Source organism: Flavobacterium aquidurense, assembly GCF_002217195.1.
GTDB lineage: Bacteria > Bacteroidota > Bacteroidia > Flavobacteriales > Flavobacteriaceae > Flavobacterium > Flavobacterium frigidimaris.
In genome coordinates this window covers 1-21,558 of the sequence record NZ_MUGR01000078.1, presented here as the reverse complement: position 1 = coordinate 21,558, position 21,558 = coordinate 1, and the positions used below count along the sequence as shown (strand labels likewise).

Genomic DNA, 21,558 nt, shown 5'->3' with positions numbered 1-21,558 from the left:
ACTGGAAATAGAGAATAAAACATTTTGGTTTCCAAAATCAAAAATTAATGTTTCTGCGGATTCTATCGAAATGGAAAAAACATTTTTTGATGATACAACAAAAAATGAGGTTAAAGAAAAACAAGTTCAGGTTTTTTTGATTGCCGAAAATTATTCGGATAAAGTATATAAATTAATTATACCAATTGAAAAAGGAACGTACAAAGCGGAAAAATTTATTTTCATTCCGAAATCAAAAGTTAAAGAATTAAAAGAAGATTCTGTTATATTTCCGAAATGGATTTGGGAAAAAAGTTTAAATGAAGTTTTAGAAAAAGAGGTTGAATTTTATAATAATAAGTATGATGAAAAAATAAATACTACCGATTATAAAATTACTATTGATGTTTTAGAAGTATAAAAAAAGGGGCGAAAGCCCCGTTTTTATTTCATTATTTTTAGTAATTCTAACGCTTCATCTTTAGTCTTACTTGATAGCTTTATATTAAATCTTTTAAGCAAGTCTTTGTCAATTTTATTTAACTGCTTTGAAATTTCTACGGCTTCCTTTTTATTTTCTTGTGGGAAGTCTTCCAATTTTTTAGATGCTAGATATAACTGAATTGAAATTTTTTTAATGAATGAAGTAATATCTAGTTCTTCATTTTCGGACTGTTGTTTTTCATTTTTCATAATATAATTTTTTGCTAAGATAGTTATTTTTTTAAAGAAATTTATTTTATGGGAAAACCTTTTGTACTGAAATACTTTTTAATTTTTATTGATTTCGGTTTTGTTTTTTTTTTGTTTTCTCTTTAGTTTGGATTTTTTTATTGATTTCGGGTTAGATTTTTTTTGTGTATTCTGGGCGGTTTTTTTGGGCTAAAGAATGGTGCAAAGTTTGGGTTATGGATTGAGGTTAAAAGGTAGGGTTTATGCTCAGTTTGGGTTCAATGGATGGGTAAGCAAGAGGGAACGACGATAAATCGTAGTTCTAAATGTAAAGTGCTGATTTTTAATGTTTTATATTTTTGTGTTTTTTATAATGCGTGCTTAAAGCAAGAATTAAGGAGTAATTGTAAACTTAAGGTCAATAAAATTAGTATATTAGCGTAAAAATATGAAGTACTTAAAGCACGCATTATGGCAGTAAACGTAAAAATATCAGAAACAGCAAAAGAAAGCTTAGATTGGCTTAAAACAAACTATCAGTTCAATAATTTTAGTGATTGTATAAACACAATAGGCACTTTTTTTAAATCTAATTATGTATCTCCTAGAGAAACAATTTCAAATAATTATTCTGAATCTTTGGCGGGGGTTAAATCTGAAATTGTGGATTTACGAAAATTTATTAGTGACGATTCACAAAGTTTAAGAAAAAGATTTGGAGCAATTGAAAGAGATTATTATATCCTGACTAATAGAAAAATTGATGCAGTTTATAAAATTTTATTAGAGAGTTCTATTGATAAAACAAATTCAGATATCGCAGAAAATATTTTAAATAATGATTCTGTAGTTTCTACTTCAGATACTATAAACCCAGTAAATAATAATGATGATATTGTATTAAAACTGAAAAGAGAAATAGCTGAATATGATACACAAATTAAAAGCTATTCTTCTATAGTAGATTCTCAGGAAAATACTTTTAAAGAGTATAAAAAAGTATTAAATAATTTAAAGAAAAATCTCGGGTATGAAAAAAATACTTTTGGTAAAACAAAAGTTGTTATTGATTTGGAGAAAGAAGAAGTAGAAGCAATGTTTAACTTATTAGATAAATTGTAATGCATGTTTCTTTTACTGCACATGATGCTAAAAGTTCAACTTCTAGCTCTAATTTAATTGAATATCTTGACAAAGAAAATCAGTTAAATAATATAAATAATGAGGTTAATAATTATGAAAACTATTTTGACACAAATTACGATTCTGTAAATTCTAATCAAAAAATTGATGCACAAGACATAATTAATAATTTAGATTCTAATAGAGGTTCTCAAAAATTATCATCAAGTAATTTTTATATGATAAATATTTCTCCAAGTAAATATGAACTGCAACACATGGAAAAAATTGCGGAAAAAGAATTAAACAGTAGAGGAATTTATGATAATAAAAACGAAGCTTCTAAACTTTATTATAATGAACAGAAAGATGAATTAATGAAAATGCAGTTGAAACTTTACACTAAAGATGTAATGACAAGTTACGCTGAAAATTTTAATCGAGATATTTATGTGAATGAAAGTAAATTACCGAATGACTTAGAAAAAAAATCTTTGAATCTGGAAACTGAAAAAGCTTTTAAAGAATTTTTAAAAGAAAAAAATATTAATCTTTCTTCAGATAATGACAAAGAAAATGTGAAATCAAAAGAATGGATTTCTTTAAATAATGTTGCTATTAAAAGTGAAAGTGATAAATCTTATTGCATTGAAATTGATTTAAAAGAAAAAGGAAAGGCAGAAGTTTTTGTTCCAAAATCTACTTTACAAGTTCAAAAAGATGGAACATATAAACTACCTAAATCTTTATATGAAGAAAAAGAAAAAGAAGTAATTTCAAAGAATAAATTGGTTGAAATACAATGCGATTCTATAAATAAAAAAACAATTAATATAAATAAAAATCCAACAAAAATTATTGAGTTTAACAAAAAAGATAATCGTTTTAAGGATAGGTTATCTTTTGCAATTGATGAAAAAGACCTCAAAATTAAAGATGGAAATTATTATGTTTCTGAACATTTATTAAAAGAAAAAGAATCGTATGCGATACAAAATGCAGTTACAAAAGAGTTCCAAAATGAAAAAGAAAATATCTATAATAAACTAGCAACTGAAAAAGGATTTGACATGACTAAAAGACCATTAACTGAAAAAGATTTAATGTGGTACGGAAAAGTTGAAACTAGCAGAACATACAAACATAATGATAAAATTATTTTAGAAAATCAAAGGAATCAAAAAGAGCATAAAGGTAATTTGCACCGAAATTCAAAAGGAGAAATTATAAAGGTTGGCGATGTTAAAGAGGGCAACCAGTATCACGTTCACGTTGTAGTTTCACGGCACGATAAAACAATGGAAAATCCAAGAAATAAAATTTCACTTTCACCATTGGCAAATCAGAAAGAAAACAATATGAATAATGGTGCGAAAGTTGGTTTTGACAGAAATAATTTTATACAAAAAACCGAAACTATTTTTGATTCAAAGTTTAATTATAACCGTCCTTTAGACAAAAGTTACGAATCGTATAAAAATCAAAGCAAATCTAGTACTTCTCAGGCTATAGAAAACAAGGTTACAAATAAGGGAAAACAACTTATAATGAAACATGCAGGAATCAACGAAGCAAAAAGAATAATAAACCCGATTGCTGATATAAAGAAAGAATTAGGAATTGCAAATATACCAAGTCGATTACCTACAAGTATAAAGGATTTGGCTTTAAAAGTTACAAAGAAAATATTATCACAAGGAATAGATATCGGGTAATCCCATTTAATAAAAAACAAACACTCACTTATGGAAATTTTAGGCTACACAGTAAAAAACTGGATTTATATTATTGGCGTATTCGGTATTTTAACAGGATTAATAATTGCTCTTTTTCGTCTTAAACCAAAAATTCTTTTTGGCTTTTTTTACTTAGCAATATGCGGTATTCTTTACTTTAAATTCAAAGATATATTTATACATAAAATAGGTCTTTTTCTTATTCTACCATCTTTACTTATAGGTGCGTTATACTCTCTTTTAACGTTCCCTGATAAAGTAGACGAACTTTGGGATTGTCCTATTCCAACTACCAAAGGAATAAAGTATATTAAAAATGTGCGAAGAGGAATTTTAATTATTGCTTCAGCAGGTAGTGGAAAAACCGAAAGTCCTATTTTCAGGTTATTACAGCATTTTTCTAATAAAGATTTTAGCGGTATTATTTACGATTATAAAGATGGGGAGCTATCAGAAATAGCAAAACCTTTATTTGGGGATAGGCTTAAAGTTATAGCCATTCACAAGCCTTATATTGGGCTTAGAATTAATCCTTTAAGTGATAGGTATATTTCAGATGAAAAAGACATTAACGAGGTTGTAAATGTTATTATTGATAATTTGGGTGCAGGTAAATCAGGAGGGGATTTTTTTACTGAAAATGCAACCGCTTTATTGTCTGCCATTATACTAAAATTTCACATGTACCACCGAGATATGTGTACGATTCCTCATATTATTGCCTTTATTTTAGCTGTCGATTTTTCTGAAGAAACAGAGAGTAGAGATTTAGGAGCACAGGCAGAAGCTACATTTGGAAAATTAAAGAAATTTTTGCTAGAAGATAAGAGGGTCGCTATACAAGGTTCTGCTTTTATAATGGGTTTAGCATCTGAAAGACAAACAGCATCCGTTTTAAGTACGCTGGCTAATGCGCTAAGGAAACTTGCTTTTCCCGAATCATTTTGGGTATTAAGTGGCGATGATGTTTTTTTAGATGTAAATAATCCTGAAAACAATTCTGTAATTACCATTTTAAATGAACCTAAAGCAGATTCTTTTTTAACTCCAATTATCGCAACAATTATTCATACAGCAACTAAGCAAATGATGGTTAGAGGGCGTAAACAAAGCTTTGTATTATTAGATGAAGCCCCAACAATCAAACTTAGAAATATGGCGAAGATTCCCGCAACAATGAGAAGTTTTGGTGTTTCTGTCGTTTATTGCGCCCAGGATTTAGTACAGGGAGTTGTTCAATATGGGAGAGATAATTTTAAAGAGATTACTGCCAATTTATCAACTCAGTTTTTTGGAAAAGCAAACGATCCCGATACTGCTAAATTTTACGAGGGATATTTTGAACTTGTAAAAGAAGAAACTAAAACTGTTCAAAAGAGCGCAGGAGGAAGTCTTTTTCAATCTACAAAAGGTACTAGCTATGGAGAAAAAGAAGTTTCAAAAGTTAGAGCAAGCACCTTTCTTAAGTTAGGGGTCGGGGATTTTGCGTTTTTATCGGATGGTAAAAGTGAAATTCTAAAATTCAGCCGTCCAATAATTGAAAGAGAAGCTTTGGATGATAGTAAAAACCTAACTACTGAAAAATATAATGCTAATTTCTATAAGATTATAAAAGACGTAGATAGAATAATAAATTCTAATATAGTGTAAATTTATTATATATTTAATAATATAATTATTATATTTGTGACCTAAATATAAACCCTAATTTCTATGAGAAAGTATTTGAAATGCAGTTTAGTTATTGCAGGTCTATTGTTGGCAAGTAACACCTATGCAGGTGGTTCAATAGATTTAACGAGCGGTGCGAATGACGTAGCGAACGAAATTAAAAAATTATTCCCAATTGTAGCAGGTGCGCTGTTTATAGTTGTTTGTTTAATGAACTTAGGACATTTTACAAAAGAGGGGGGAGACTGGAAAAAAGGACTTACTAATATTGTTCTCTACGTTGTTGTAGTGAGTATAATTGCAGGTTTGTATACTTTCGTTTCAAGTCAAGCTTTGTAATAATTAAAAGCAATAAAAGGGCTTTATGCCCTTTTATTTTTATTATGAGAAATTATAAAAAAATTAGACAAACTCCATACATCTATGGATTTTCTATCGTAGGGTTTTTTACGTTCGCTATTGGTTTAATAATTGGATTGCTCGCTTTTATGGGTGGATTCTCTTTACTAAAATTAATATTGGTTTCTATTTATATGGTGGTGCTTTTTGTTGTTTCAAAACTGGTATTATCAAATAAAGCTTTTATCGCAAAAATGACGGATAACGTTTTACCAAAAAAATATTCAGAATATGAGTAAATATATTTATTTAGAAGGAAATAAAATTGTTTTTGCGAACGGGGTTTTTGGACTTGGTTATAAATTAGAGCTTCCTGAAAAATATTCTTTAGGAGGGGATGATTATGCTTCTTTAAATGAATACTGGAATAAAGCATTAAAAGATTTACCAATCGGTTCTATCTTTTATAAACAAGATGTTTTTTTAAAAACAAAGTTTAATTCTTCTTCTTTTAGAAATACAAATTTCTTAGAAAATGCAACACAAAAGCATTTTGACGGAATGACCTATATTAAACACGATTGTTATTTGTTTTTTTTACTTCCAAGTCAGGAAGTAATAAATCATTCCTTAATCAATCCTTTTAAGAAATTAAACAAGAAAGAATTTGACGGGTTTGATGAAAAAATTGATGCTTTTACGCAATCAGTTCTAGAGACAGTACAATTTTTAAATTCAATTAAATTGCAAGGAGGTAATCGCCTTGTTGTTTCTGAAATGGAGGATTATTTTTTAAAAAATTATTATGACCTCTATTTTAATTTGTTTGATGAATCAAAAGTATCTGATAGGTTTTTCAATCACAGCGACATTACCATAGGCACGCAACATGCATCTATGATTTGTATGTTAGATGAAGAAAAATTGCCTGAGACTTTTTCGACACATCGAAAAGACAAATATTTGTCAAATGATAAAACCGTTTTCTTTAAAAATTATGGGGAGAACTTTTCTTTTGATTTAGATTTTTCACATATCTATAATCAAATATGTATAATTGATGACAACAGAAAACATCTTGATGATTTACGAAAAAGAAATGAGCAGTTAAAAAAGTCTTCCAGTTTTGATAAACAGAATAAGTACTTTGCCGATGTAACTGATGAAATCATTCAAGACCTTGTACAGAATATTGATACAGTACGAATGATTCGAGGACACAATAATATTATTGTTATTGCCGATTCTGAGCAGGAACTAGCTAGTAATGTCTTAAAAGTAAATGAACAGTTTAGAGATATTGATGTTAAGCCTTATGTTCCAACAGGAAACTATTTGAACGCTTTATACAACAATAGTTTTCCTTTCTTTTCACAATATCTTACAGAGAGACAATTATATATTGCTTCTTTAGAAATGTTCTGTACTTTTTTAAATAATACAGGAAACTACAAAAATGAAAGTACAGGAATTTTATACAATTCAAGATTAGCAAACACGCCTGTATATGTAGATACTTGGGATGATAAAAAGAAGAACATAAACGCTAGAAACTTTTTTATTCTGGCACCTACTGGTTTTGGAAAAAGTTTTAACGCAAATCATATAATCACTTCGAACTATAGTCAAGGATTAAGACAAGTTATAGTCGATTTAGGAGGAAGTTATAAAAAAATTTCCGCTCTGTTTCCAAATGATACAGCTTATATAACTTATGAGCACGGTAAATCAATTGGAGTAAATCCTTTCTTAATTAACGAAATCACTACTGAAAAAATAGAGGAATTAGTCGAGTTTGTGGGTATTCACTATAAAAGAGGTTCGGAGGTTTCAGAAATGGAAAAAACTTCCTTAAAAATGCTAATAGAATCCTATTATACTAATTATGAATCTGAATATCGCTCAATGCCTGATTTCGTATTGTATATAAAATATACTCCTACGATTTTAAAGGACTTAAACATTAAAGAGGAATTTTTTAATAGAGAGGAATTTTTGCATTTAATGGGCGAATTTGTGGAAAATGGGGCTTATGCTTTTTTATATAAAAAGTCCGAAAAAGATTTAGGAGAAGAATTAAAAGATAAAAAAATTATAGTTTTTGAACTTGACCAAGCACGTAGTAATCCATTACTTTTAACAGTTATGCTACAGCTTGTATTTACTACCATTAATAAAACAATTTGGCAGGATAAAAGCACAAAAGGAGTTATTTTATTTGATGAAGTTGCAGAGCAATTACAATGGGATGGTATCCTTAGACGTATTCAATATTTTTATCAAGCAATTAGAAAACAGAATGGAGCAATTGGAATTATCCTGCAATCAGAAAGCCAATTACCTGAAAATCCTTTATCTAAAGCAATTGTAGAAAACACTCAAATTCTTTATGTCTTAAATGCTAAAGATTACAGATCACTACAAAAAAGATTTGATTTAAGTGAGCACGCTTATTATCAAATGTGTAGTATTCAATCTAATTTTTCAGCACAACGACCTTATTCAGAAATCTTTATAATGAGAGGCAAAATACATCAAGTTTATCGCCTTGAAGTTCCTAAACAAGTTTACTGGGCTTATCAAACGGAGGGAGCAGATAATCAGAAACTACTAGATGTTTACGAAGAATGTGGAGACATGGAAACAGCAATAAATAAATTCTTAATTACTAAAAATTAATACTATGAAAAAATTAATACTATTACTAGCATTAGCAATAACAGGAACAATTCACGCACAAATTCCTGTAACAGACGTCGCAACAAACGGTCAATTAGGATTATTAAACACTACTACTGCCAGCAGTTACGGTAAAATGGCAGAACAAGTTGTAACCGCTGCTAAACAGCTATCACAACTTGAAAAAACGTATAATACGGTAAAAGCAACAGCGGAGAAAGTCGAAAAAGTAAGTGATGCCGTTCAGAGTTATAATGATGTAGATAAGTTCATTTCTAAACAGAAAGAAATAATCAAAAACGTAGGATTAGTAACGAACTCTAAAAAATCAACTATTCCTAGAAATCAATTACAGAACATTTTAAATACTTCTTCTTCTAGTATTAAAAAAATTCAAGAATTTCTTAGTGACAATGTTTTTAATATGAACGACAAAGAAAGAATTGATTTAGTTACAGCAGAAAATAAAAAATTAGAGTTAAGCTTAATGAGAAGTAGAATGTATGCTAATTCAGTAAAATAATGGATTTTACTTTTATAGAAGAATTAAGAAGACTCCTTGAACGGGAAAATGTATTTGGATGGAGTTTTCTCCTTTCAGGTTGTAAAGCGATGGCTTTAGCATTGTTACTGTTTAAATTACTAAATACATACATATCAGATTTTGATAATGAAACTCCCAAATTAGGAAACGTTTTTAATCTTATTGGATATGCTTGTATTATTATGAGTTGTGATTGGATTATCGGTTTCATTGAAGGATTATTTTCTCAAATAGATGGAATGGTTGCAAGTACTCCAAGTAATCTTTACAGCCGAATGAATCAAATTTTAGAGCAACAAATGGAAGTTTATAATAGTGAAGATATTGGTTTTCTTGATATGACAATCGATATTATTTTTTCCTTTTTATTTTACGTTTGTTTCTCTATTGTATCATTTATCTTCAATGTTGCTGATATGTCATTAACATGTTCATATCTGTTGGTAAGAGTATTTTTAATCCAGTTAATGAAACTTCTTTTTCCTCTTATAATAGCAATGTCAACATTAGATTTAACAAAGGATTTGCTAGGAAAATGGATTAAGAAATATATAGGGCTTTTAATTTTAGGTTTGGCATACATTGCGATTATAAATTTTACAAATGTGGTACAGGAACTATTAATTAAACAATTCCTTTCTGATGATGGAACTAATTTCGCAAGTATTGGATATATGTCTCCAACTTTTATAGGCTGTCTTATAACAACGGTAGTTGTATTTAGTGTAAAATTCAAATTATTCACGATGGTAACATCTTATATTACAAATTTTTTTAGTTAGAGTTATGAAAATAGGAAATGATATTTATACGATTTTAAAAAGGAATAATACTATTGTTTGGGCAATGGCTCTTGTAACAGTAATTGTTTCTTGTTTTTCTCTCTTTGTGATTTTTAAGGTTTATAGAGAAAGCCAACAAAATATGTTCGCTATCAATGATAAAGGCGCATTAGTTCCTTTGGTTAAATTAGATGAAAAAAAAGACAGACTAAAACAAGTACAGGCAAACATGGATTATTTCGTTTCTCTTTATTATGACCTTGATGGTTATACAATGAAAGAGAAAAAAGAAAAAATAATGTGGTTGGTAGGTAATAAACCAACAGAAATAATTAAGGATAGAGATAAAAAAGGCTATTTCAATACTTTTCTATCAATTACGGGTTTAGTTCAACATGCAGAAATACAACAAAATTCTTGGAAAATAAGTTCTTATGACGCTCCTTATGATGTTTCTTTTGTTGTTCATATTGTCAGAATTAATGGAGAAGCTAAAGAATTTTATACATCAACAATAACAGCAACTCTGGAAGAAGTAAACAAAAATTACCCTTATAATCCTTACGGATTGATTATAACAAAACTTTCTGAAAGCATTAAACGATTAGACCCTAAGGTTCAGAAAGAGGAAGAACAAATAAATGCAGAGGCAGTTAATCAAAATGAATAATATGGAAAAGTCAGGCACAAAAGACCCGAAAAAAAAGAGCAAAATTACAGCAGAACAAAAAAAGACATACATAGCTTATGCGGTAATAGGAGTTTTTGCTTTAGGCTTAATTATATATGCAGTAAGTGATTTTGATTCAGATGATAAAAATAAACAGGTAGAGGAGTTTGGAACACCCGAGGGGGAAGCTAATAAATACAATTCCAAAATAGAAGCTTTAAACGGAGGGAAAGAACAAGATACGACCATTAATGGCGATTTAATGGGATTCTCTACGAATGAACCTTTAACTGTTCCTGAAACAAATATAAAAAAAGCCCCAAATAAAACGATAGAAGAAGAAAAACCTGTAGAGAATATATCTACTACAGAAACAAAAAAACAATCTTCAGGAGGTTCGGTAAAAAGAAAAAGTACAGCAGTTAAAAAAACACAGCCTAAAGAATATTATACTAATTCTGAAGAAGCACCAGTACAACAGCCAACAGTTGTTGCACAACAAACAAGTACACCTAAACAAGTTAATGCAAATAGTATTAGTAACTTTTTTTCAAGTTCAAAAAAGAAAGAAATTGTTAAACAGGATGTTATTTATGCGGTAATTAAAGGCGACCAAATGGGAATTAAAAATAATCAAAGAGTAACACTTTTATTACCTAAAGATGTTACGATAGATGATAAGCTTTTTAAGAAAAACACAATTGTTTATGCAAAAGCTACTTTCTCAGGAAGTCGAGTAAATTTTACAGTAACAAGTATCAATCAAAATCCTGTTCAGCTTATGGGATATGATGCTCAGGATGGAGGTTTAGGATTGCAAGTAACAGAAAGTTTAATTGGAGAAACAACAAGCGGTGTTATTGACCAAAATGCAAATGATTCAGGATTAGACGATATCCCAGTAGTGGGAAGAACTCTAAATAATATTTTAAGAAAGAAGAATAAAGAAGTAAAAATTGATTTGTTGAATAATCAGAAAATGATTTTAAAACCGTCCTCACGATGAAAAATTGCATCCTTTTATTTCTAACTTTTTTTATTTCTTATAGTCAAGAAAGAACGGTAACAGATACCATTTATGGAACAGAAAATAAGAATACAACTTTGTTTTTTCCAAGCCCCATTAAGAAAGCCATAACAGGAAGTGAAAATTTTGTGTTTGGATATGATGAAGAAAACCCAAGTTCAATTGGAATTTTTAAAGCTTCAGCTGGACAAGAAAGTAATATGTTGGTAATTACCGAAAACGGAAATATATTTTCATTTGTGGTACGATATCAAAATGATATTAAAAAAGCAAATTACTTTATATCTAATGCTATGGCAGTTGGTAATGAAAAAGGAAATTTTATAAAAAAGTCCGAAAAAGAAAATCGTTCAACTGCTACAAATACCACTACTGATAATACCGTTGCCCCTATTTCAGTTAACGACTATGAACAGGATTATGCAACTGATAGTATCGCCAATTATAAAAATATATGCAGAAAAGAAATTGAAAAAGCACCATTCTATAATCGAATCTACGGAGCAAAAGATAATATAATGGTTAAATTAAAAAGTATAAGCTACATCAAAAATGATTTATACTTTACGCTGATTCTTAAAAATGATTCCCCTTTAGATTATGATATCAATTATCTAAATATTTATATCAATTCCAAAAACAAAAAGAGGAACACTACTAGCCAAACAATAAACTATCAGTACAAGTTTGCTTATAATCTCCCTCAAAAATTATACGCAGGAAAAACCTCAGAAGTTGTTTTCGTCTACAGTAAGTTTTCTATAAATGAGAAGAAAATTTTACTGGTCGAAATGGCAGAAGTAAACGGAGAAAGGACGGTAACCTTAGAAATACCGAACTCCTTGATTAATAATCCAAAATAATTTTTTTACATAAGACTTACCTTACCATTGAAAAATGGTAAGGGTGTCTATTACCTAATTTAAACTAAAATACACATGAAAAAACACCTACTACTGATTTTCTTTTTCGGACTTTTTATTCAAGAAGCAAAATCTCAGTCTTATGCTAATGCCTTTGCAATTAATCTTGGAGCGGTTCAAGATGGATTTGGCGGAATAATTAGCTACAACTACTTTTTAGACCGCCACGATTTTATCGATGCAGGATTGTTAATGACAGCCTCTAAGTTTAAATACGTTTCAGGAATTAAAATTCCTTACAACGATTTTACTTTTAATCTTGGCTATTCTAAAAATGTCTATTACAACTATCAAAACACTTTCAATATAAATATTGGAGCAGGGGGAGTTTTTGGATATGAAGCAATCAACAATGGAGATAAAAATTTAAGTAATGGAGCAGTTATAGAAAGTAAATCAGGATTTATTTACGGGGCTTATATCGGAGTAGATTTTGATTATGCAATACAAGATGAATTATCAATAACCTTACGTGCTAATCAATATTATCATTCTAATTCTTCTTTAGGCGAATTTATTCCCTTTGTCGGAATAGGGATAAGATATTATGCCAATTAAAAAAATAACGTGAAAAGCTATTCCGGATCTTTTCTTCAGGAAGGCAAAATAACGTTAAAACGAGAACCAGGAACGAGCTGCAGAAACACAAAATAACGTGAAAACACAAAAAGCGCTTACAGCTGGCCAATTAAAAATAACGTGAAAATTTTATATAACTATGAAAAAATATTACACCTATTTACGGTATTCCCTTTTATTTGCACTCATTATATTAATGGGTTGTACAAAGGACATTGATATTAGAGACCAATTTGATTTTGAATTAACAATTACTGTACCCCAAGAGGGCTATGTTTTTGAAACAGCACCTTTTGATGTTAAAATTAAACCTCAGAGAGTAGTTGACGGAACTACTTATAAAATGAGTTTTGTTTTAGAAACAGGCGAATCTTATCTTGAAACAATTTCGCCTACTATTGCTATAAAGGATAATGAAAAATATATTTTTCCATCGAATTTGGAACAATCTTTTAAATATATTCCTAAAACGGTAGGAGTAAATAAAATAATTGTAACTGTTGAAGATAATCACGGAGTGGTTAAAACTAAAACAATTACGTTTCAAGCGAAATACTCGCCTTTTACGTTCTTATTAACTCCAAACCTTAGTTCTTATAACATTAATGCAAAAGGTGCGGTTACAGCTACTATATTGCGTAAAGAAGTAGATACATTCAATATTTCTTATTTGGTTGAAAATGGTACAGGAACATTTTTTGATGGTACTACAGAAATACCAGTTGGTACAAATTATGTGTTGAAAAATGGAGTTAAAGAATTGCATTATCTTCCTACGACATTAGGAACACATAAAATAACAGCTACTGTAACGGCTTCTGATGGGGCAAAAGTTCAAAGAACAATAGAATTGATTGTTGACAATGTACCTTTCACAGTAAGCGCAACGGCTTCCAGTACTTCAATTAATGTAAATCAGGAACTTGTTATTTCTGTTGATTTGGCTGAACAAATTAGAACAGCAAACGTTACTTATGAAATAGCACATTCTTTCGATTCTAAAGGAATATCAGGAACAATAACAAATCCTTTAGGCGTAGCCGACCAAGCGGGAGTATTTAAACCTATTGAAAAAGGAACACATCAATATAAATTTAAACCAAGCGGTAAGGGTATTGCTGTTATTACTTTTAAAGTTAAAGATAGTAACGGTCAAATAAAGGAAGCTACTGTAACCATTACAGTTGAAAATGTACCTTTCACTTTTACAGCGACACCATCGGAAAAAGCAGTTCGATTAAACGAAAAAACAATATTGAATTTTAATTTAATTCCGAATGCACAAAATAGTGATGGAGTTACTTATAAATTAGTCTATCAACCAGTAGAGGGCGATGGAACAATGACGGATTCTAACGGAACTGTTATTAATGCAGGAACTCCTGTTACTGTTACTAAAGGGGCTTTTAGTTTTGGATATGTTCCTAAAACGTTAGGAAATCATAAGCTTAATTTTGTTGTTACAGATAATAAAGGAGAAGAAAGAACTGGTACTATCGAAATGGGTTCTGCTCATACTCCTGTTACTTTTAATGTTTCTTCAGTAACACAAACCTACGTAAATCAAGGCGTGCCTATTAATTTTGTAATAACACCACAAAGTGCTGTAGATTTAACTTATAAAATGAATTACTTTATAAGCGGTGGAGAGGGAATTTTACAAAACGGAGGTACAACGGTACAATCTGGACAATTTTTTGATGTTCAAAAAGGAGCGTTTCAATATAAATTTACTCCAATTGTTGCGGGTAATTTTGTTTTAACTTTTCAATTAAAAGATAGTAACGGACAGATCGTTTCTAAAGATGTTACAATTGTTGTTTCAAACAATAAATTCAGCTTTACTCCAACGCCTAGCCAAAATGTTTTTGTAAATGAAGATAATGTTTTCTCTTATGCGCTTGTGCCTACGGGAGATTATGCAGGAACAGTTTACAACGTGTCTTATTCTATTGAATCAGGTAAGACGGGTTCATTCTATCAAGACAATACAGCAATACAGCAAGGTATTCCTATTACTGTTACTCCTACAGCTTTTAAATTGACTTATAGACCAACAGCTGTTGGATTACATAAAATTCATTACATCGTTACTGATAGCAACGGATTGAAAGAAGAAATTATACAGGAAGTAAATGTAATTGCTTCAGATTATAAATTCAATATTCAACAAGCGAACACTAAGATTTATAAAAACAATCCTGATGCCTTATTATTAAGTCTTTCACAGGAACAAATTAACCCGAGAATTAAATATAATCTTAAGTACACGATTACGGGAGTTGGACAAGTTTTAGACAATGGAACACCTTTAAAAAATGATACTGATATCACAGCAGGAAACCATAATTATACTTTTGTATCAAATCAAAGCGGAACAAGCAAAATCGAATTTACGATAGTAGATAGTAACGGTATTACTCATAATCAGATTATTAATTATACCGTTATAAATGCAGATTTTACTTTATCTACTTCGGGCGATGGTACTATTAATTTAGGTAAATCAAAAATTATTAATTTCTATTTGTCGCAACTTTTACCTGATGATACAGCTAGTTACCAAGTTAGATACTTAATTGAATCAGGTAGTATAGGAGCAGGGAAAGTAATAAAAGATGGTGCAGAGATTCCTTACGGAACATACAGCACAGCAACACTTGGAAGTACTGCCTTATCTTTTGTAGGAACACAAGTTGGAGCGGTTAATATTAAAGTTGAAGTTAAAGACAGCAACGGAGTTGTTCACTCTTCTATTATTGCTTTTTCAGTAGTAGAAATTGGCTACACCTTTTCAGGAGCAACACAAAATAATTCAATTTTTGTAAACTATTCAACGCCTATAAATTTTGATATTACGGAATCTTCTGTTTCTGAAACTAATTATGAAATTAAATACAGCATACAGGCAGGAGAAGCCGAAATTAGAAATGGAGCAACCACAGAAAGCGCAAATGTTTGGTATCCTGCTTCTGTAGGTTCTTTCAACAAAACTTTTGTCGGTACAACTGTTGGAACTGTTAAAGTATTATTTACAGTTAGAAATAAAACCACTTTGATTGAAAAAACGCAATCAATTGATGTTATTGTTAAACCTACGGAGTTCACTTTTACTGCTAATGCAACCAGTAATAATGAAATTACTAAAACGCCAGTTAACATAAATTTCAACGTGGCTCAAACTGGTGGCGGAGCAGATAGTTACGAAATGATTTTTAGTACTTCTAATACAGGAACTTTTACATACAATGGTATTACTTATACAGCAGGGCAAGTCGTTCCATTCAATATAGGTTCTTCAAATGGTAAATACACGGGAACTGTAGGAGGATTGCATAATATTACTTTTACAGTAAGAAATCAAAATAATCTTACTAGGGTAGCAAATGTAAACCTTACTTATAAAAACAATGATTTTTCGTTAGCTACATCGGGGGATGGTTCTTTGAACATCAATACAGAGAAAGGATTTAATGTTTTCTTGTCTCAAGAAACACCTGATACGGGTATTACTTACCAAGTGAAATACTCTTTAGCAAGTGGAACGGTAGGAAATGGAACTCTTACAGATGGAACAAACGCAATTCCTTATGGAGATTATAATCCAATTTCTAAAGGTACTACAGGAGTAGTATTTAGAGGAACAGCGGAGGGAGTTGTTAATGTACTGGTTACTGTGAAAGATAGTAACGGTATTACGCATACTTCTACATTAACCTTTAATGTTAAAGGGGTTGAATATACTTTCACAGGAGCACCGCAAAATAATGCGATATTCTTAAACGATGCTACACCTTTAAATTTTGATATTACAGAAAATATTGCTTCGGGAACTAATTACGAAATGAAGTTTACTGTGAGCACTGGTGCTGCACAAATTAAAAATGGTTCAACAGTAGAAAATGTAAACGTTTGGTATCCTGTATCTGTAGGTTCATTTAATAGAACTTTGCTTAGTACAACATTAGGCTCAGTAAAAGTCTTATTTACAGTTAGAAATAAAGTTACTCTAGTTGAAAAATCACAAATTATTGACGTTACTGTAAAAGCTTCTGAGTTTACTTTTAATGCTAATGCAACCAGTAACAATGAAATTACTAAAACACCAGTTAACGTAAATTTCAACGTGGCGCAAATTGGAGGTGGAACTGACACTTATAAAATGATTTTCAGTACTTCAAGTACAGGAACGTTTATTTATAATGGAAACAGTTATACAGCAGGGCAAGAAATTCCTTTCGTTGTTGGAGCATCGAACGGTAAATATGTTGGAACTGTAGGAGGAGCACACAATGTTACTTTCACGGTTTCCAATCAAAATAATCTTTCTAGAACGGCAACAATTGCATTAAACTATGTAAATAACGATTTTACTTTAGCAACAACAGGCGATGGTACATTAAACGTAAATACACAAAAAACATTTAATGTTTCAATATCTCAGCAAACACCTGACAATGCTATTTCGTATCAAGTTAAATACTCTTTAGCAAGCGGAACAACAGGAGACGGAATTATTACAGACGGAACAAATACAATTCCTTTTGAACAATATATTTCTATTTCTAAAGGTCTTACAACACCAACCTTTAAAGCTACAGCTTCGGGGGCTATTAGTGTATTAGTTACTGTAAAAGATAGTAATGGTATTACGCATACATCAACATTAAGTTTTGATGTTAAACCGATTGATTATACTTTCACAGGAGCACCGCAGAACAATACTATCTTTATAAATGGTACTACTCCTCTTAATTTCGATATTACTGAAAATGTTTCTTCAGGAACTAATTACGAAATGAAGTATAGTATTACAAACGGAGACGCTATTATTAAGAATGGAGGAACAACAGAAAATGCAAATGTTTGGTATCCAGTTTCAACGGGTTCGTTTAATAGAACATTTGTAGGCTCTACTCTAGGTTCTATAAAAGTGTTATTTACAGTTAGAAACAAAACAACTTTACTTGAAAAAACACAAGTAGTTACTGTTGTTGTGAAACCTTCAGAGTTCACTTTTAATGCTAATGCAACGAGCAACAATCAAGTAGTTGGAACAGGGGTAAATATTAATTTAAACCTTATTCAAACAGGAGGTTCAGGGGATACTTATACATTGCGTTTTGCTACTTCTGGAACTGGTACTTTCACATACAATGGAACGACATACACAGCAGGGCAATTAATTCCTATCGAAGTAGGTGCTTCTAATGGTTCTTATACTGGTACAACGGCAGGAAATCACAATATTACTTTTACAGTAGTAAACCAATTAAACGCCACTAAATCAGATGATGTTTCTCTGAAATACATCATTAATGATTTCACTCTTTCCTCTACAGGCGATGGTACATTGTATATAAATCAAACTAAAGATTTTAACCTTTTTATTGCTCAGCTTCTGCCTGATCCTTCTATAACTTATGAGGTTAAGTATTCTTTCGATTCAGGTACAACAGGAAATGGTATTATTACAAATGGAGGAAATCCTGTCGCTCTTGGAAGTTATCAGCCAATCTCTTTAGGTAGTACTTCATTGAAATTTAAAGGTACTGCTATGGGTGCAGTTAATTTACTTGTTGAAGTAAAAAATAGTAACGGTTTATTAAAATCTACCGTTGTAATGTTAAACACAAAAAATGCAGAATTTACATTTACTGGCGGAGCTGTAAATAACAATCCTTTTGTTGATGGAACTGATGTTTTAAACTTTGACCTTACAGAAATTGCTCCTAGTGGCACGGATTATGAAATCAGTTATTCTTCGACTTCAGGAAGTCAAATAGTAAAAGATGGAAGTACTACATTAAGCCCTTTCCAATGGTATCCTGTTGTAATAGGTAACTTTCAAAGAAATCTTACGACTTTAACTCAAGGACAAAATACACTTGTTTTTACAGTTAGAAATAAAGTAACTATGCAGACAAAAGTTGTTACGATATCTGTAAACTCGTATCAAAAACCTATTCCTGTAAATGTTTACACCAGTCTTGATTATTGGAATAGAAGCGGACACCAAGATTCTTGGGATTGGTATATCTATATGGAATTTAAGAAAAACAGTTCTGCTTCAATCACTACTGTTACCCTTACAATTGAGGGAGAAGTTTTTAACTTAAATGTTTCTGAACTTGGAAGAATTGACGGAGAATTTAAAGGAACTACTTTTCTTCATAAAAACGATAACTCAGGAAATCCTCGTAATCGTTACAGAAATAAACCGTTTACTTTATTAGTAAATGATAGTAACGGTGTTCAATATGTATATAATGGGATTTGGGTAAATAATGAATTTTAAATAAATTCTAAACAAGAAAGGGGGCTAATATAGCCCCCTTTTTCTTTTCTTATTTCTAGTCTTTTAAATTTTCTGTAAAGTAAAGAAAACATCTTGTTTTAAAGTAGTATCGTATTTACTAAAATACATTTCAGATTGTCCTTTACTGTTTTTATCTAATTCAACACTTTTTAATGTTTCGATTACTTTACCATCTTTAGAAACAGTTATAGTCTTTTTATCTTCACTAATTACATAGGTATTAATTTGGTCTGTTTCAGTTGCATCGCAAGCCTTTCCTTGCATTCTATAAATAAAATTGATTTCTGTTATCTCTACCAAATTATCGTAGGTACAAGCGTTGTATCCCTCTTTTAATAAGTCGTTACTACTAACTCCATCGCCATTGCTGTCTATTGCAGTTGCAACGACTGCTTCCGTAACTTTATATTTTCCTAATAAATTACTTTTTTCTACGACTACTGGTCCGTTTCCATCTTCATCATCTTTAGAACAAGAAACGAAAACAACTCCTAAAACTAATACTACTGCTAATGTTCTTACAATTTTTTTCATTTTTTTTTACCTTTTATTTGTTTATAATTTATCTCGATTTCAATATTTTCTTTTTCGCAAAATTCATTTAGTTTTTCCAACGATATTGACGTATTTCCTTTACTATACCTAGCTACCGTACTTTGAGGAACATTTAAAATCTTTGCTAATTCATAATCTGTTTTTATTCCTAAAAAATCTTTCAGTTTTTGAATTGCTAATATTGTAGCTTTTTTCATAAAATCAACATATCAAATTTGTATATTACAAATATAGTAATTATCTTTGGTAAAAAATAATTTAATTATGAAAAAAACAGGACTTTTTTTAGCAACATTACTCTTAATAAGCTTAACAGCTTGTAAGAAAGAGCTTTCGCAACCCGAAGCTATTCAAAAAATAAACTCTTTAGCTTCACAAAAGAATTTTTCTAAAGAAGAGTTTGAAAAAGAACTTTTGCCAATTGTAAATGATTTGTATGAGCAAGATTCTGTAAAATACAGAATTATACATCATATTGCCTTAAAAGCCCAAAAAGAGAAAAGTAAGGACATTTTCGAACTTCAGGTTAAAAGTCTTAAGGATGAAATGAAGTTTGTAAGATAAATATTGTAGTTTTTGCAACATGCTTTTTAGGGTTATTTCGCCTTTTTTGCTTATTTTTGCTTCAAACTCAATGTAATGCTTAAAACGTTAAGAAAGGAATTAAAAATAAACATTAAAGAACTTGATAGCTTTATTAAGAGTAAGCAACTTTCTACAAAATATTATCTTGAAAACTCGTACAGAACAAATAAACTGTTTAGATATCTTCTTTTTTTAAGAATGAAAGGGGTTGATTTGAATAAGTTTTTTGATGATGAAATTAATGATAACGATACTAATAAATAGAATTATGGGAAACGCCATCAAAATAGGTTTATTTGTTTGTTTTGTGGGGTATATGATAGTTTCTTTGCTTATTGACATTCCTACAAAATTGAACAATATTATTTACGGAATATTAGCGATAATTTCCTTGTTTTTTATTTTTACAAATAAGGATTCTTTCGGAATTAATGATGTTTTTAAGAACAATAAGGATAAAGATAAAAGCTAAATTATGAATCCATTAAAATTGCTAATTGGGGAATTTATAAAAATTTTTAAAGACGTAAGGACTTTGATTTTGGCGATAAAAACAAAAAAGGCTAATGCTTCAATTGCTGAAAAAAAGACGGTAGAGTGATATAAAAATAATAGTGTTATGGCGTTCCCTCTGGTCGGGCTATCCGCACTCAATTTTTTTTGAACAGGAAGAAAAATCCTGCTCAAAAAAAGATTTCAAACAATCGCTACTATCCCTAACGCATTCCATTAAACATGACAAAAAAAAAGTACTTCAGATAAACCTGAAGTATTTTTTTTGTCCAGTTCTCAGCCAAAAAGTGAAGCTTCACAGGGGTTTTTATTCTTGGTTAATTTTGGCCAAGTGTAGCCAATTAACCAGGATAAAAACAAGGATATTTTTATGCTGCCACTTTCGCCCGGCTACATAAAAATTTCGCAGGGCAAAAGCGCTGCATAAAAAAGTGATTATTGATTTTATTTGCTGTTCTCGAATCCTCAAAATTTTTAATTTCCTCTTCCAGTTCGAATTTTAGCCATAAAACCAAACAAAGGTTTTAAAAATGATTTTAGACACAATTACAGCCCAAGCCTTAAAAAGAGTTCTAAGACTTCTGTTCGTTCCTCTCAGAAGCCAAGAACACTAAATTTAAACTTGTTCTGATTGCTTACAAAAACCATTTTTAAATGTAGGGTTCAGTTTTAAAGGCGAAAAACTCAAACTCAACGGAAGATGTAATTCAAAAAATTTTTAGTCTTCTCGAGCAAACAAAAAAAAGAGCGGAAGATCTCCAATTTTCGAAAATAAAAATTGGATATCGGTTTTATTTCAAAGGCTTCAAAATCTAAATCTAACAAATGATATAATTGAGTTTAAAAAGCAAATCTTTTTCGGA

Annotated in this window: 19 protein-coding genes; 16 read left to right on the top strand and 3 right to left on the bottom strand. The window is 30.3% G+C overall.

Annotated elements, in window-relative coordinates; genetic code table 11:
* A partial coding sequence (locus B0A67_RS25095) for a hypothetical protein (protein ID WP_207557392.1) occupies positions 1–400 on the top strand: 400 nt, incomplete at its 5' end.
* 23 nt (positions 401–423) lie between these two features.
* Here B0A67_RS25095 and B0A67_RS24515 read toward each other — a convergent pair.
* On the bottom strand, positions 424–672 hold the full coding sequence (locus B0A67_RS24515) for a hypothetical protein (RefSeq protein ID WP_072965218.1): 249 nt from the start codon (positions 670–672) through the stop codon (positions 424–426).
* Between the two features lie 450 nt (positions 673–1,122).
* Between B0A67_RS24515 and B0A67_RS24510 the strand changes: the two genes are divergently transcribed.
* The 13 genes from B0A67_RS24510 to B0A67_RS24450 all read left to right on the top strand — a co-directional run bounded on the left by B0A67_RS24510 (position 1,123) and on the right by B0A67_RS24450 (position 19,021).
* The gene (locus B0A67_RS24510) at positions 1,123–1,773 is read left to right on the top strand and encodes a hypothetical protein (protein ID WP_089069589.1); all 651 of its coding nucleotides are present in this window, start codon (positions 1,123–1,125) and stop codon (positions 1,771–1,773) included.
* Complete coding sequence (locus B0A67_RS24505; RefSeq protein ID WP_072965216.1) at positions 1,773–3,488, top strand: DUF5712 family protein; 1,716 nt, start codon at positions 1,773–1,775, stop codon at positions 3,486–3,488. The genes B0A67_RS24510 and B0A67_RS24505 overlap by 1 nt, the downstream gene beginning before the upstream one ends.
* Positions 3,489–3,518: 30 nt before the next feature.
* Entirely contained in the window at positions 3,519–5,159 is a 1,641-nt protein-coding gene (locus B0A67_RS24500; RefSeq protein WP_072965215.1) for a type IV secretory system conjugative DNA transfer family protein, read from the top strand.
* Positions 5,160–5,222: 63 nt separating this feature from the next.
* Positions 5,223–5,519 carry a hypothetical protein gene (locus B0A67_RS24495; RefSeq protein WP_072965214.1) on the top strand — a complete coding sequence of 99 codons (297 nt, stop codon included), beginning with the start codon at positions 5,223–5,225 and terminating at the stop codon, positions 5,517–5,519.
* A gap of 44 nt (positions 5,520–5,563) precedes the next feature.
* Complete coding sequence (locus tag B0A67_RS24490) at positions 5,564–5,818, top strand: hypothetical protein (protein ID WP_072965213.1); 255 nt, start codon at positions 5,564–5,566, stop codon at positions 5,816–5,818.
* Positions 5,811–8,198, top strand: coding sequence for a VirB4 family type IV secretion system protein (locus tag B0A67_RS24485; protein WP_072965212.1), 2,388 nt, complete (start codon positions 5,811–5,813; stop codon positions 8,196–8,198). Before B0A67_RS24490 ends, B0A67_RS24485 begins: the two co-directional genes overlap by 8 nt.
* A gap of 4 nt (positions 8,199–8,202) precedes the next feature.
* Positions 8,203–8,721 carry a hypothetical protein gene (locus B0A67_RS24480; RefSeq protein ID WP_072965211.1) on the top strand — a complete coding sequence of 173 codons (519 nt, stop codon included), beginning with the start codon at positions 8,203–8,205 and terminating at the stop codon, positions 8,719–8,721.
* Entirely contained in the window at positions 8,721–9,524 is an 804-nt protein-coding gene (locus tag B0A67_RS24475) for a hypothetical protein (protein WP_072965210.1), read from the top strand. The genes B0A67_RS24480 and B0A67_RS24475 overlap by 1 nt, the downstream gene beginning before the upstream one ends.
* A 4-nt stretch (positions 9,525–9,528) precedes the next feature.
* Positions 9,529–10,194 (top strand): hypothetical protein, encoded by a 666-nt coding sequence (locus B0A67_RS24470; RefSeq protein WP_072965209.1) that lies wholly within the window; start codon positions 9,529–9,531, stop codon positions 10,192–10,194.
* A gap of 1 nt (position 10,195) precedes the next feature.
* A complete protein-coding gene (gene traM / locus B0A67_RS24465; RefSeq protein WP_207557391.1) occupies positions 10,196–11,200 on the top strand; it encodes a conjugative transposon protein TraM in 1,005 nt (334 codons plus the stop codon).
* Positions 11,197–12,084 (top strand): DUF4138 domain-containing protein, encoded by an 888-nt coding sequence (locus B0A67_RS24460; protein ID WP_072965207.1) that lies wholly within the window; start codon positions 11,197–11,199, stop codon positions 12,082–12,084. Before traM ends, B0A67_RS24460 begins: the two co-directional genes overlap by 4 nt.
* Positions 12,085–12,159: 75 nt before the next feature.
* Complete coding sequence (locus B0A67_RS24455) at positions 12,160–12,702, top strand: conjugal transfer protein TraO (protein WP_072965206.1); 543 nt, start codon at positions 12,160–12,162, stop codon at positions 12,700–12,702.
* 160 nt (positions 12,703–12,862) lie between these two features.
* Entirely contained in the window at positions 12,863–19,021 is a 6,159-nt protein-coding gene (locus B0A67_RS24450) for a TraQ conjugal transfer family protein (RefSeq protein WP_084074696.1), read from the top strand.
* Positions 19,022–19,084: 63 nt separating this feature from the next.
* On the opposite strand, the gene B0A67_RS24445 is transcribed toward B0A67_RS24450, so the two are convergent.
* Both B0A67_RS24445 and B0A67_RS24440 read right to left on the bottom strand, forming a co-directional pair.
* On the bottom strand, positions 19,085–19,576 hold the full coding sequence (locus B0A67_RS24445) for a hypothetical protein (RefSeq protein ID WP_072965204.1): 492 nt from the start codon (positions 19,574–19,576) through the stop codon (positions 19,085–19,087).
* Positions 19,573–19,794 (bottom strand): helix-turn-helix domain-containing protein, encoded by a 222-nt coding sequence (locus B0A67_RS24440; protein WP_072965203.1) that lies wholly within the window; start codon positions 19,792–19,794, stop codon positions 19,573–19,575. Before B0A67_RS24440 ends, B0A67_RS24445 begins: the two co-directional genes overlap by 4 nt.
* A 67-nt stretch (positions 19,795–19,861) precedes the next feature.
* On the opposite strand from B0A67_RS24440, the gene B0A67_RS24435 reads away from it, so the two are divergent.
* Both B0A67_RS24435 and B0A67_RS24425 read left to right on the top strand, forming a co-directional pair.
* The gene (locus B0A67_RS24435) at positions 19,862–20,161 is read left to right on the top strand and encodes a hypothetical protein (protein ID WP_123887488.1); all 300 of its coding nucleotides are present in this window, start codon (positions 19,862–19,864) and stop codon (positions 20,159–20,161) included.
* 262 nt (positions 20,162–20,423) lie between these two features.
* Entirely contained in the window at positions 20,424–20,654 is a 231-nt protein-coding gene (locus B0A67_RS24425) for a hypothetical protein (protein WP_072965200.1), read from the top strand.
* Positions 20,655–21,558 lie beyond the last annotated feature (904 nt).

Bases quoted from the DNA above. Each gene is read 5' to 3' on its own strand.
- B0A67_RS24470 (WP_072965209.1), top strand. From the start codon at position 9,529: ATGAAAATAGGAAATGATATTTATACGATTTTAAAAAGGAATAATACT.
- B0A67_RS24515 (WP_072965218.1), bottom strand. From the start codon at position 672: ATGAAAAATGAAAAACAACAGTCCGAAAATGAAGAACTAGATATTACT.
- B0A67_RS24445 (WP_072965204.1), bottom strand. From the start codon at position 19,576: ATGAAAAAAATTGTAAGAACATTAGCAGTAGTATTAGTTTTAGGAGTT.
- B0A67_RS24490 (WP_072965213.1), top strand. From the start codon at position 5,564: ATGAGAAATTATAAAAAAATTAGACAAACTCCATACATCTATGGATTT.
- B0A67_RS24510 (WP_089069589.1), top strand. From the start codon at position 1,123: ATGGCAGTAAACGTAAAAATATCAGAAACAGCAAAAGAAAGCTTAGAT.
- B0A67_RS24480 (WP_072965211.1), top strand. From the start codon at position 8,203: ATGAAAAAATTAATACTATTACTAGCATTAGCAATAACAGGAACAATT.
- B0A67_RS24485 (WP_072965212.1), top strand. From the start codon at position 5,811: ATGAGTAAATATATTTATTTAGAAGGAAATAAAATTGTTTTTGCGAAC.
- B0A67_RS24455 (WP_072965206.1), top strand. From the start codon at position 12,160: ATGAAAAAACACCTACTACTGATTTTCTTTTTCGGACTTTTTATTCAA.
- B0A67_RS24440 (WP_072965203.1), bottom strand. From the start codon at position 19,794: ATGAAAAAAGCTACAATATTAGCAATTCAAAAACTGAAAGATTTTTTA.
- B0A67_RS24495 (WP_072965214.1), top strand. From the start codon at position 5,223: ATGAGAAAGTATTTGAAATGCAGTTTAGTTATTGCAGGTCTATTGTTG.
- B0A67_RS24435 (WP_123887488.1), top strand. From the start codon at position 19,862: ATGAAAAAAACAGGACTTTTTTTAGCAACATTACTCTTAATAAGCTTA.
- traM (WP_207557391.1), top strand. From the start codon at position 10,196: ATGGAAAAGTCAGGCACAAAAGACCCGAAAAAAAAGAGCAAAATTACA.
- B0A67_RS24450 (WP_084074696.1), top strand. From the start codon at position 12,863: ATGAAAAAATATTACACCTATTTACGGTATTCCCTTTTATTTGCACTC.
- B0A67_RS24425 (WP_072965200.1), top strand. From the start codon at position 20,424: ATGATAACGATACTAATAAATAGAATTATGGGAAACGCCATCAAAATA.
- B0A67_RS24500 (WP_072965215.1), top strand. From the start codon at position 3,519: ATGGAAATTTTAGGCTACACAGTAAAAAACTGGATTTATATTATTGGC.
- B0A67_RS24475 (WP_072965210.1), top strand. From the start codon at position 8,721: ATGGATTTTACTTTTATAGAAGAATTAAGAAGACTCCTTGAACGGGAA.
- B0A67_RS24460 (WP_072965207.1), top strand. From the start codon at position 11,197: ATGAAAAATTGCATCCTTTTATTTCTAACTTTTTTTATTTCTTATAGT.
- B0A67_RS24505 (WP_072965216.1), top strand. From the start codon at position 1,773: ATGCATGTTTCTTTTACTGCACATGATGCTAAAAGTTCAACTTCTAGC.